This is a genomic window from Allobosea sp. LjRoot9, assembly GCF_964252745.1.
Taxonomy (GTDB): Bacteria; Pseudomonadota; Alphaproteobacteria; order Rhizobiales; family Beijerinckiaceae; genus Allobosea.
The window spans coordinates 249,716-261,673 of sequence record NZ_CAXUPC020000001.1 but is presented as its reverse complement, the minus strand read 5'-3'; the positions used below and the strand labels follow the sequence as shown (position 1 = coordinate 261,673).

Genomic DNA, 11,958 nt, shown 5'->3' with positions numbered 1-11,958 from the left:
GGCCGCTCCCACAGCAAGGACCCGCCTCGTGACCTATTGCGCCGGAATCCTCGTGCAGGACGGGCTGGTGATGATCGCCGACACCCGCACCAATGCGGGGCTCGACGACGTCTCGACCTTCCGCAAGCTGCATGTCTTTTCCACGCCGGGCGAGCGCACCTTCGGGTTGATGACGGCGGGCAACCTCTCCGTGACTCAGTCGGTGGTCAGCCTGCTGCATGAGGGGCTGGCCAATTCCGAAACCGGCGAGATGGACACCCTGCTCAACGCGACGACGATGTTCCGCGCCGCCCAGCTCGTCGGCCGCGCCATCCGCGCCGTCAGGGAGATGGATGGCGATGCCATGAAGGACGCGGGCGTGAAGTTCGACGTCTCGATGCTGTTCGGCGGCCAGATCCAGGGCCAGCCTATGCGGCTCTTCATGGTCTATGGCGCCGGCAACTTCATCGAATGCGGCATGGATGCGCCCTTCCTCCAGATCGGCGAGCACAAATACGGCAAGCCGATCCTCGACCGCGCCGTGACCTACAAGACGCATCTCTACGACGCGCTCAAGGTCGGCCTGATCTCGATGGATTCGACGATGCGCTCCAATCTCGGCGTCGGCCTGCCGATCGACCTGATCGTGCTGCGCCGCGACGCCGCCGAGCCCGAGCTCAACCGCCGGATCGAAGCCGGAGAGCCCTATTTTCACGATCTGCGCGAACGCTGGTCGGCAGCGTTGCGCGCGGCCCATACCGCCATACCGCGACCGCCCTATGGACCACCCGCTGGTTGAAAACCGCAAAGAATCCGCACGCACGGCAACGGGATGTCAACGATCCCTTGGCATTCTGCGTGTCCTGATGCCCTTTTCGGATAGCTGATGCGCGCGCCTGCCGTCGCGAAGATGACCAACGCGGACTCGTCGGCGCGGATGCTCAAGAGCACCGTGGCGACGCTCGGCTTTGCATTCCTGCTGGTCGTATCCGCATTGGTCGCCGTCGTGCTCGCAATTACCAACGACGCCAACAAGCTCGAGGCGATGCGCCAGCGCGACCGCATCGAGGCGGCGATCGACAGCCAGCTCAAGCTGCGCCGCTTGCGGCTCGACAGCCTCGCTGCAAGCGGCGAGCTGCAGGCCGCCATCTCCGCGAGCGATGATCCGCTCTCGGCGCTCCAATCCGCTTTCACGCGCCTCAGCACGCGCTTCCTGGAATTCGACGGCGCCTATATCGTGACCGGCACTGGCCGGGTTCTCGCCGGTGTCGAATCCGGTGCGCAGGCCGGCCAGACCGGCTATAACGGGCTGAAGCATTTCAGCCAGCGCATTCCCGGAGGCTCAGCTGCCTCGACCGCGCCCGCGACGAACCAGGCCGAACCGACGGTCAGCTTCATCATTCATGACGGCCAAGAGGCCATCGCCGTCCTGGTCGCCGATCTCGCGGCCGCAGCCACGCCGGCGGTCGCCCGCTGGCCCGGCAGTCTAAAGCTCGTCGGCTACCGACGCTTGACCAGCGCGGTGCTGCACGACATCGCCGATCGCTACCGCGTCGCCGATGTCCGCCTGACCGGGCGGATACCTGATGATCCGGTGTCGCGCCGCCAGGTTCTGGCGCCCGACGGCTCCGTCAAGGCCTGGCTGACATGGGCGCCCGAACGCCCGGGCGACGCCATGCTGCGCCAGTTCTTCTGGGGCTTCGTCGCGGTCGGCCTGCTTTTCGCGGCGATCTTCGCCTATGTCATCCAGAGGTTGCGCGGCGCCGCAAGCCAGGTCGCGCTCAGGGAACGCCAGATCCAGCGCCTCGCCGGGCAGGACGAACTCTCGCTGCTGCCGAACCGGCGCACCTTCGACCTCCGGCTCGACCAGGAGCTGGCGCAGCTCAATCGCTCGGGCGCGAGCCTGGCGGTCATGCTGCTCGACCTCGACCGCTTCAAGGCGGTCAACGACACCTATGGCCACACCGCCGGCGACGAGCTGATCCGCCAGGTCGCCGACAGGCTCCTGGGCATCATGCGGCTGGGCGACACCGTGGCGCGGCTTGGCGGCGACGAATTCGGCATCATCCAGACCAATATCCATGATCCGGCCGGATGCGCCGCCCTGGGTGAACGCATTCTCGAGGCCCTGACCAAGCCTTTCACCATCTTCGGAGTGGAGACCTCGATCGGCTGCTCGATCGGCATCGCGCTCGCACCGCAGGACGGCAGCGATCGCGGCTTGCTGCTCCGGCTCGCCGACACCGCGCTCTACCAGTCCAAGAACGAAGGCCGGAACCGCTATTCCTTCTTCGAAGAGCACATGAACCGCTCGCTGCAGCTCAAGCGCATGGTCGAGGAGGATCTGCGCAAGGCGATCACCGACGACCAGCTTGTGCTGCACTACCAGCCACAGGTCTCGATCGACGGCTTGTCGATCATCGGCGTCGAGGCCCTGGTGCGCTGGCCGCATCCGGAGCATGGCATGGTGCCGCCCTCCGAATTCGTCGGTATCGCCGAGGAACGCGGCCTGATCGTGCCCCTGAGCGACTGGGTGCTGCGGCGCGCCTGCACGGAAGCCCTGCGCTGGAAGGGCGTCAAGCTTGCGGTCAACGTCTCGCCGATCCAGTTCCGCCATAAGGATTTCGTCGCCAACGTCATCGCCATCCTCGAGGAGACCGGCTTCGACCCGGCGCGTCTCGAACTGGAGTTGACCGAGGGTGTCGTCGTCGAGGACGCCGATGCGGCGGAGGCCGCGATGATGGATCTGCGCAGCCACGGCGTCGGCCTCGCGCTGGACGACTTCGGCACCGGCTATTCGAGCCTGATCTATCTACGCCGCTTCGCCTTCGACAAGATCAAGATCGACCGCTCCTTCCTGGAATACATGGAAACGACAGGGGAATCGGCGATCCTGGTCCACTCGATCGCTCATCTGGGTCGCGCGCTCGGCCTGCGCGTCTGCGCCGAGGGGGTCGAGACGGCCGAGCAGCACCGCTTCCTGCAGGCGATTGGCTGCCACGAATTGCAGGGTTTCCTGTTCTCGAAAGCCGTCTCGGCGGACGAGATCGATCGGCTTCTGGCGCAGGACGCGCCTTTCGCCGCCCGCCTCGCAGCGGCTTGATCCTCAGAGCAGGATGCGAAAAAGTGGGCACCGGTCTTTCGCATTGATCCCGCTCTCACTCTTAGATGAAAGACGGATTCAGATTTCAGCTGGGACCACTTCGTGATCCCAGCTGAAATCATCCGGCTCTTGAGCGTTTTCGAGCGAAGTGGACGCCGGTTCGCGTGAAGAACACGCGTTAAAACAAGAAGCTAGAACAGTCCGGAAAGACCGCTGACGATCGCATAGGCGAAGCCGGCGCTGAGGATCAGCCCGCCCGCTCCGATGACGGCGCCGGCGATGATGAACAACCCGTCGCGCTCGACGAGACCCAGGCCGACGAGGCAGACAGCGAGCCCAAGCGGGATCTGGCCGATGAAGGGCGCCGCGACGACGAGGCCCAGCGCGAGCACAAGGATGATCAGCCCGAGCACCGGGGTCGCAAAGGCGCTGCCCAGGGCTGTCAGGCGGGGCCGCGAGAAGCGCTCGAGCCGCGTCAGCACCGGCACGGCGCGCGCCACGGCGCGGCTGAGCTCGGGCTTGCCGACGCTCTTGCCGAGCACGGCCTGAGGCAGCCACGGCATGGCGCGGCCGGTCAGCATCTGCACCGCGACGAAGGCGAGCACGAGGCCGCACACCAGCGGGATCGGCGGCGGCATCGGCAGGCAATTGGGCAAGCCGAGCAGGACCACGAGCAGCGCGTAGGTCCGGTCCTTGAGCGCGGACATGATCGTGGCGACCCCGATGCGCTCTCCAGGCAGGGCGGCGAGCGCCGTCAGTAGTCCGGAAGTGCGCAATGGATATGACAATAGGACAAGGCCGGGCCGGGTCGGGAGCAGCGGCCTAGCATGCGCAGGCCCCGCGCAACAAGCGCGGCGACGCCGAGGGCAGGATGCAAAAAAGTGGGTACCGGCATTTTGCGCCCTGCCCGGGCGCGCAGGCCAGAGCAGGATGCGAAAAAGTGGAAACCGGTTTTTCGCGTCGATCCTGCTCTCACTCTTAGACGAGAGACGGATTCAGACTTCAGATGGATCACTTTGTAATTCCATCTGAAATCATCCGGCCCTCGGGCCTTCAATGCAGCGTCAGCACGCCGTTGACGTTGATGATTTCAGCCGGGCGGATCAGGCGCGAATGCGCGACTGTGACCGAATGAAGCGGGCCTTCCAGCTCCCGCTTCCAGAAATCGAGAAAGTCGTGCAACTGCGGGAAACGCGGGGCGAGATCATATTGCTGCCAGATATAGGTCTGCAGCAATTTCGGGTGATCGGGCATGCGGTAGAGGATCGTCGCCGTCGTCAATCCGTATCCCGCCAGTTGCCGGATGAAGTCCGCTGAAGCCATTGCCATCTCCCTTCGCCACGTCACGATGAAAGTTGAGCCGGTTAGATATAGGCTGCGCCCGCTTGGTTAACAAAAGCTTGCAAGCTTCCTGCCAAGCTCCTGCAATCAGGGCATGCATCCGGCCATGCGCTTGACCGCGCTCTCCACGTGCATATGCGCGCCTTCGGCGAGTGCGGACTCGGCTATGGCGGCCGCCGCAGCATGGCCCACAAGCTGGAGGAGCAGAGGCTGGTCGGCTGTGAATGGCGTCCTATCCAGCCATTCCGGTGGTCATGAATTCCGGGTTTGGCACTACGGGCCGTCCCGGAATGACGCTGCCGCTCCAGATCAAGCCATCGCCCTACCCAACCAGCGCTCGCAACGCCTCCGGCGTATCGACGTCGAGTGCGATCGCTGGATCATCCAGCGGCACCTCGGCGACGGCCTCGCCGGCTTCGTCGAGCAGACGCCTGGCGCCCTGATCGCCGGTCAACCGCGCCACCGCCGGGAACAGCGCCCGGGCGAGCAGCACGGGATTGCCGCGCTGGCCGAGCAGTGTCGGCACCACCGCGAGCGCATCCGGCCTGTCGGCGAAGACTTCGGCCAGCCTATCGATCACTTGCGCGGTCACATTGGGCATGTCGCCGAGCGAAACCACGACGCCCGGCGCCGAAGCCGGCAATGCCGCAAGCCCCGCCTTCACAGAACTGGCGAGGCCGCTGGCGAAATCGGGATTATGGACGAGGCGAACATCGAGGCCGGCCAGCGCGGCCACAACCTCCTTCTGCTGATGCCCCGTCACCACCAGGACAGGCCCGGCCCGCGACGCCAGTTGCGCCTCGACAGCATGGCGCACCAGCGGCTTGCCGCGCACAGCCTGCAGCAGCTTGTTGGCCTCGCCCATCCGGGTCGAGCGGCCGGCCGCGAGCACCATGCCGGCGACCGGCGCCGCCTCCGCATGGCCCGGAGCACGTGGCTGTGGGCGCGAGACGATCTCCATCAGGAGGCCGCCGACACCCATCGCCTGAATATCAGCCTTGCGGACGGGAATGCCGGCGAGACAGCGCTGCAGCACCCAGTCGAAGCCATTCTCCTTGGGCGAACGGGCACAGCCGGGCGCGCCGATCACCGGCTTGCCGCCAAGCTCGCCGATCAGCAGCAGATTCCCGGGGTCGACCGGCATGCCGAGATGCTCGATCCGCCCTCCGGCCGCGAGCAGCGCCTGCGGGATCACATCGCGCCGGTCGGTGATGGCCGAGGCTCCAAAGACAACGACGATGTCGGCCGGTCCCGCCGCCACCTTCGCAATCGCCTGCGCCAATGGCGCAACCTCATGTGGCACGCGCCTGTCGGCGGACAGGTTTGCTCCGGCCGGCGTGAGCCGGTCAGCCATGACCCGCAGGGTCTTCTCGATGACTGAGGGCTTGAGCCCCGGCAGGAGCGTCGAAATCACCCCCACCGAAGCGGGCCGGTAGGTGGCGACCGCAATCGGCGCGACCGGGACCGCCGCCAGCGCCTCGTTCACCAGGCTCCCGGCAAGGCCATAGGGGATGATCTTGACCGTACCGACCATCTCGCCAGCGACGACAGGCTTCATCGCCGGTAAGGTCGCGGCGGTGATAGCCTCGTCGATGCGGTTGAAGCCGTCGATCGCCGCGACATCGATTGTCAACACGCCGGCTGCGGCCGCAAAGAGATTGACGCGGCCGGTGAAGGGCGTCTCGGTGACGACGCCCTGCCCCGCCAGCGCGGCTGCCAGCTTTGCCGCCGCGGCATTCTCGTCGATATCGCCCGCCTCCAATCTGACTGCGACGAGCTCGGTCAGCCCGGCGGCAGCGAGCCTGCCTGCATCTTCCGCGCTGATCGTCGCGCCCTTCCTGACGATGACGTCGCCAGCGCGGACAGTATGCGCGGCGATGCAGCCAGCGGCCTCAGTGATGGCGACGGGTCCGAATTTCATCTGGTTTGTGGCTCAGACCGGTTTGCGGCGTGGGCCGCGCAAGCTGCTGACGATTTCGGCCAGGATCGCGAGCGCGATCTCGGCAGGAGACACCGCGCCGATGTCGAGCCCGATCGGCGCGTGGATACGCCCGGTCGCGGCCTCATCGAAGCCCGCAGCTGTCAGTCGCTCGATACGCCGGCCATGCGTCTTCCGGCTACCGAGCGCGCCGATATAGAAGCAATCGGAACGCAGGGCCGCCTCCAGCCCGGGATCGTCGATCTTGGGGTCATGCGTCAGCGCGACGAAGGCCGAGTAGCTATCGAGCCCGATCGTCGCGATCGCCTCGTCCGGCCATTCCGTCAACAGGCGCACGCCGGGAAAGCGCTCAGACGTGGCGAAGGCGGTGCGCGGATCGATGATCACGAGGTCGAGGTCGAGCAGCTTCGCCATCGGCGCCATCGCCTGCGAGACATGGACCGCGCCGGTGATGACGATGCGCGGATGCGGCGCCTGCACGGTCAGGAAATACTGCGCGCCCGCGACCTCGACCATGGCGCTCTTGGCCATGCGCAACTGCTTGTCCAGCACCTCCGCCAGCGGATCGTTGGCGATCTCGGCCGCTTTGACCAGCCGCTGTGCACCGCTTGCGATCGTGGTGACGAGCACGCTCGCGCGCCGCGCAGTACGCTCGGCATTAAGCCCGGACAGGATCGAAAGTTCCATCGCCTCAGCCCTTGTCGGTCGCGAGCTTCAGCCCAAGCCCGATCATCATCGAGCCGCCGAGCCAGCGCCCGAAGGCGAAGCCGGCTCGCGTCTGCTTCATCGTCTTGATCACGGCGGCCGCCCCCAGGACCGTAACGAAATCGGCCGAGGAGAAGGCGAAATTGACGATCGCGCCGAGGATCAGGAACTGCGCCCAGACCGGCAGGGAGCCGGCCGGATCGACGAATTGCGGCAGGAGCGCTATGAAGAACAGCGCGACCTTGGGGTTCAGCACCTCGACGATGAAGCTGTCGATCAAGGCGCGCTTGACCGTCTTGGCTGGCGTTGCAGGAGCGTCGCCCTGGGCCAGCTTGGCGCGGATCATGCCGATGCCCAGCCAGACCAGATAAAGCGCGCCCGCAAGCTTCACCGCGACATAGAGCTCCGGCACATGCTTGAACACCGCCGACAGGCCGAAGGCGGCGGCAAAGACATGCAGATAGCAGCCGAGATGGATGCCAAGCATCGCCATGAAGCCGGCGCGGCGGCCATGCGAGATCGTCTGCGCCGCCGTATAGAGCAGCGCCGGCCCGGGGAAATAGGCGACCAGGATGGTCAGCGTCGCGAAGGCGACAAGGGTTTCCCAGGAGGCCATCAGTTCGCCTTCTCAGCGACGATCCGCTCGACATAGACCCTAATCCGCCCGCCGCAGGAGAGCCCGACCTTCCAGGCGGTCTCGTCGGCAACGCCGAATTCGAGCGTACGGGCTTTGCCATCGCCGATGACCTCGGCCGCCTCCTCCACGACCGCGCCCTCGACGCAGCCGCCCGAGACCGAGCCCTGGAAATTGCCCTCGTCATCGATGACGAGATGCGAGCCGACCGGGCGCGGGGCCGAGCCCCAGGTCTCGATCACGGTGGCGAGCGCGACGCCGCGGCCCGACTTGGCCCAGGCTTCGGCGAGGCTGAGGATGTCCGTGTCGGTTGAGATCATGATCAGTGTTTCCTCTCGACGATCGTCCACCCCGCTCCCCTTCTCCCCATCAAAGTCGGCTGTTGCCGACTTTGACACTTAGGTTGCCCATCTCCGGCAAGCCTGAGATGGCTCGGAGAAGGTGGCGCGCAGCGCCGGATGAGGGGGCGCCGTGCCCTTTGAAGTCGGGTGAATGAGAAAGTACAGAGCGCCCCCTCATCCGTCTCGGCTTCGCCGAGCCACCTTCTCCCGCGAGGGGAGAAGGAAACACAACATCATGCCTCACCCGGCCTTCTTCAACCACTGGCGCGGATCGCTCTTCCGGTCTGCATCCGGCGACAGCGCCGCGCAAAGATCGGTCATCGCCGCGAGATTGTGAATCGGCCGGAAACTGTCGACATGGGGCAGCATCGCGCGGATGCCGCTGGCGCGCGCCTCGAAGGCCTCGAAGCGCAGCAGCGGGTTGAGCCAGACGAGCTGGCGGCAGGAGCGGTGCAGGCGGTCCATCTCGAAGGAAAGCTCCCCGTCGAGATGCCGCTCCAACCCGTCGGTGAAGAGCAGAACAACCGCCCCGCCCGCCAGAACCCGGCGCGACCAGATCCGGTTGAACGTATGCAGCGCTGTCGAGATGCGCGTGCCGCCTTCCCAGTCGGGCGCGGCGCGCCCCGCCAGGGCCAGTGCATCGTCGGGGTCGCGGGCGCGCAGGCTGCGCGTGACATTGGTCAGCCTTGTGCCGAAGACGAAGGAATGCACGCGGTGGCGCTTCTCGGTGAGCGCATGCAGGAAATGCAGGAAGATGCGCGAATACTCGGCCATCGAGCCCGAGATATCGACCAGCGCAACGACCGGCGGATGCACCTCGGCGCGCTCGCGGAACGCCAGATCGATCGAACCGCCGCCGCCCCGCAGGGAGCGGCGAAAGGTCCGGCGCGGGTCGATGCGCGCGCCCTGATGCGCCGCTTGGAAGCGCCGTGTCGGCACCCTGTCGTCAGGCAGGCGCAGCCCCGCGATCAGCTGTTTGGCGCGCGCGATCTCGGCCGCGCTCATCTGGGCGAAATCGCGCGATTTCAATGTCTCGCGATCGGAAACGGTCATCTGCGCGCTGAGTTCGGTCAGCTCTCGCGGCGGCTCGTCATCCTCTCGCTTGGGCGGCGCGAAGGCCTCCGCAACCCGCAGCGCACCGGCCTCCTCCTTCTGCGGCGTGCTGTCGCCGCCAGGCGAGACGGGCGACATCTGCGCCATCAATTTCTCGATCAGCGCCCGCCTGCGCCAGAACAGCCGAAACGCCTGATCGTAGACGACGCTGTCTTCATGCTTCTTCACGAAGATCGCATGCAGCGCCCAATAGACGTCGTCGCGCTCGCCGAGCGCCCCTTCGGCCAGCGCCTCGACCGCCTCGACCACCGCACCGGAGCCGACAGGCACGCCGGCGATGCGCAGCGCTCGGGCGAAATAGGCGACGTTTTCGGGGAGTTTTCCGGTCATGGATGAGCCGCGACCGTCATGCTCGGGCTTGTCCCGAGCATCCACGATTTCGCTTCCACCGGTATCAACCTCGCAAGGCGTGGAGGGGCGGCACAATATCGACCATGGCGGAGAGTGTCGCTACTCACTCCCTTACCTCGGTCATGAACACCTTCTGCACGACCTGCCATTTGCTATCGACCTTCAGGAAGGACAGCAGATCGGTGAAATAGCGCGGCGGCATCTGGCATTTGACCTTGACCAGCGCCAGCGTCGGCCCAACCAGATCGATGGTCAGGATATGGTCGCCGCGCGCCAGGCCGGTGGCTTTCGGAGAGGGCCGGTTGCGCACCCACTCCAGCCACTGGTCGCGTGGCAGGATCTTGATCGCGCCGTCCTCCTGCGCCGAGGTCAGCGCGCTGGTCGGATGGAAGACATGGGAGAGCTTGTCGACATCACCCTCATAAAGCCCGTTGAGATAGGTCCAGGTCGCCGCCTCGATCGCCTTGAGATCATTGTACATGGTGTCCTCCTCTCCCGTCATGGTCGGGCTTGCCCCGGCCGTCCACGTCTTGCGACGCATCAACCGCGTTGAACGAAGGCGTGGATGGTCGACATAAGGTCGACCATGACGGCTGAGCCCCAACCTAGCCCCGCGCTTCCGCCTTCACCTGATCCAGCAGCTCCTTCACCTTCGAGCCCTGCATCGCCTGGATATCATCTTGGTATTTCAGCAGCGCGCCCAACGTGTCCGAGACCAGCGCGGGATCGAGCGCGACCGCGTCGAGCTCCACTAAAGCGCTCGCCCAGTCGAGCGTCTCAGCGACGCCGGGCGCCTTGAACAATTCCTCCTTGCGGATCGCCTGCACGAAGGAGACGACCTGCTTCGCCAGCTTGGCGGGAGCGCCTGGCGCGCGCGCCTTGAGGATGGCGAGCTCGCGGACGGCATCGGGGTAGCCGACCCAGTGATAAAGGCAGCGCCGCTTCAGCGCGTCATGGATCTCGCGCGTGCGGTTCGAGGTCAGGATCACGATCGGCGGCTCGGCAGCCTTGATCGTGCCGAGTTCGGGAATCGTCACCTGCGCATCCGCCAGAACTTCGAGCAGGAAGGCCTCAAAAGCCTCGTCGGTGCGGTCGAGTTCATCGATCAGCAGGATCGGCGCGCCGCCCTCCTGCGGCTCCAGCGCCTGCAAGAGCGGGCGCTTGACCAGGTATTTCTCCGAAAAGATATCGGCCTCCAGTCGGTCACGATCGCCCGTCGCACCGCCCGCCTCGGCCAGCCTTATCGCCATCATCTGGCCGGCGTAGTTCCATTCATAGACGGCCGAGGCGAGGTCGAGCCCCTCATAGCATTGCAGCCGGATCAGCTTGCGCCCCAGCGCGGCCGAGAGCACCTTCGCGATTTCGGTCTTGCCGGTGCCGGCCTCGCCTTCCAGCAACAGCGGCCGCTTCATCCTGAGTGCCAGGAACAGCACGGTCGCAAGCGAGCGGTCGGCGACGTAGCCCTGCGCTTGCAGGAGGGACAGCGTCGCATCGATGGAGACAGGAAGAGCGGTGGGCATGACAACTCGCGTCATGCTCGGGCTTGCCCCGAGCATCTCTTGGGAATGAACCACCAGCTAGGCTTGGCCGGGATGCCCGGGTCAAGCCCGGGCATGACGCGGCAGGCTTGCGCGCAGCGCCCTACTTCCCCGTCGCGCGCGCCACGGCGTCCTTCGCCATTACACCGATCAGATGGGCGCGGTATTCGGCATCGGCATGCATGTCGGCATTGATGCCCTTGGCCGAGGCCTTGAGGCCATCGAGCGATTTCGCGGTGAATCGCGCCTTCAGAGCAGCCTCCGCCTCGGGCCAGCGGAAGACGCCGCCCTCACCCGCGCCCGTGACGGCGACGCGGACATCGGAGCCGCGCTTGGCGACGAAGACGCCGACCAGCGCATAGCGCGAGGCCGGATTGCGGAATTTCGCATAGGCCGCCTTGGAAGCCAGCGGGAAGGCGATCTTGGTGATGATCTCGCCCTCCTCCAGCGCCGTCTCGTAAAGACCGGTGAAGAACTCGTCCGCCCCGATCTTGCGCTTGTTGGTGACGATCGTGGCCCCCAGCGCGAGACAGGCTGCAGGATAATCCGCCGCAGGATCATTATTGGCGACCGAACCGCCGATCGTGCCGCGGTTACGCACATGCGGGTCGCCGATATGCGAGGCGAGATAGGCCAGGCCCGGAATGGCCTCCTGCACGATTGGCGAGGCCGCGACCTCGGCATGGCTCGTCATCGCACCGATCACGACATTGCGGCCCTTGCGCTCGATGCCCTTGAGATCGGCGCAACCGCCGAGATCGACAAGTGCACCTGGCGAAGCGAGGCGCTGCTTCATCGTCGGCAGCAGCGTGTGCCCGCCGGCGAGCAATTTGGCGTCCTCCTTCTTGGCGAGGAGACCGGCAGCCTGGCGCGCCGTGGCCGGGCGATGGAAGGTGAAGGCGTACATGGGCATG

12 protein-coding genes are annotated in these 11,958 nt (G+C 65.8%); 2 read left to right on the top strand and 10 right to left on the bottom strand.

All coding sequences use genetic code 11. The annotated features are described in order from the left end of the window. The first annotated feature begins 28 nt into the window (after positions 1–28). Both ACSQ3P_RS01265 and ACSQ3P_RS01260 read left to right on the top strand, forming a co-directional pair. Positions 29–778, top strand: coding sequence for a peptidase (locus ACSQ3P_RS01265; protein WP_436163892.1), 750 nt, complete (start codon positions 29–31; stop codon positions 776–778). An 87-nt stretch (positions 779–865) separates the two neighbouring features. Further along, complete coding sequence (locus ACSQ3P_RS01260; RefSeq protein WP_436163891.1) at positions 866–3,082, top strand: putative bifunctional diguanylate cyclase/phosphodiesterase; 2,217 nt, start codon at positions 866–868, stop codon at positions 3,080–3,082. A gap of 191 nt (positions 3,083–3,273) precedes the next feature. Here the strand turns inward: ACSQ3P_RS01260 and ACSQ3P_RS01255 are convergent, their stop codons facing one another. The 10 genes from ACSQ3P_RS01255 to ACSQ3P_RS01210 all read right to left on the bottom strand — a co-directional run bounded on the left by ACSQ3P_RS01255 (position 3,274) and on the right by ACSQ3P_RS01210 (position 11,951). Further along, positions 3,274–3,870 carry an exopolysaccharide biosynthesis protein gene (locus ACSQ3P_RS01255; protein ID WP_436163890.1) on the bottom strand — a complete coding sequence of 199 codons (597 nt, stop codon included), beginning with the start codon at positions 3,868–3,870 and terminating at the stop codon, positions 3,274–3,276. A gap of 265 nt (positions 3,871–4,135) precedes the next feature. After that, on the bottom strand, positions 4,136–4,405 hold the full coding sequence (locus tag ACSQ3P_RS01250; RefSeq protein ID WP_069692269.1) for an usg protein: 270 nt from the start codon (positions 4,403–4,405) through the stop codon (positions 4,136–4,138). A 340-nt stretch (positions 4,406–4,745) separates the two neighbouring features. Further along, the gene (locus ACSQ3P_RS01245) at positions 4,746–6,344 is read right to left on the bottom strand and encodes an NTP transferase domain-containing protein (protein ID WP_436163889.1); all 1,599 of its coding nucleotides are present in this window, start codon (positions 6,342–6,344) and stop codon (positions 4,746–4,748) included. 12 nt (positions 6,345–6,356) lie between these two features. Continuing rightward, positions 6,357–7,049 (bottom strand): XdhC family protein, encoded by a 693-nt coding sequence (locus ACSQ3P_RS01240; RefSeq protein WP_436163888.1) that lies wholly within the window; start codon positions 7,047–7,049, stop codon positions 6,357–6,359. A 4-nt stretch (positions 7,050–7,053) separates the two neighbouring features. After that, positions 7,054–7,683 (bottom strand): LysE family translocator, encoded by a 630-nt coding sequence (locus tag ACSQ3P_RS01235; RefSeq protein WP_436163887.1) that lies wholly within the window; start codon positions 7,681–7,683, stop codon positions 7,054–7,056. Further along, entirely contained in the window at positions 7,683–8,021 is a 339-nt protein-coding gene (locus ACSQ3P_RS01230) for an XdhC family protein (protein ID WP_436163886.1), read from the bottom strand. The genes ACSQ3P_RS01235 and ACSQ3P_RS01230 overlap by 1 nt, the downstream gene beginning before the upstream one ends. A gap of 261 nt (positions 8,022–8,282) precedes the next feature. Further along, positions 8,283–9,485, bottom strand: coding sequence for a vWA domain-containing protein (locus ACSQ3P_RS01225; RefSeq protein ID WP_436165135.1), 1,203 nt, complete (start codon positions 9,483–9,485; stop codon positions 8,283–8,285). Between the two features lie 124 nt (positions 9,486–9,609). Then, the gene (locus ACSQ3P_RS01220) at positions 9,610–9,987 is read right to left on the bottom strand and encodes a nuclear transport factor 2 family protein (protein WP_436163885.1); all 378 of its coding nucleotides are present in this window, start codon (positions 9,985–9,987) and stop codon (positions 9,610–9,612) included. A 124-nt stretch (positions 9,988–10,111) separates the two neighbouring features. Then, a complete protein-coding gene (locus ACSQ3P_RS01215) occupies positions 10,112–11,026 on the bottom strand; it encodes an AAA family ATPase (RefSeq protein WP_436163884.1) in 915 nt (304 codons plus the stop codon). Positions 11,027–11,147: 121 nt separating this feature from the next. Next, positions 11,148–11,951 (bottom strand): FAD binding domain-containing protein, encoded by an 804-nt coding sequence (locus tag ACSQ3P_RS01210; RefSeq protein ID WP_436163883.1) that lies wholly within the window; start codon positions 11,949–11,951, stop codon positions 11,148–11,150. Between the last annotated feature and the right edge of the window lie 7 nt (positions 11,952–11,958).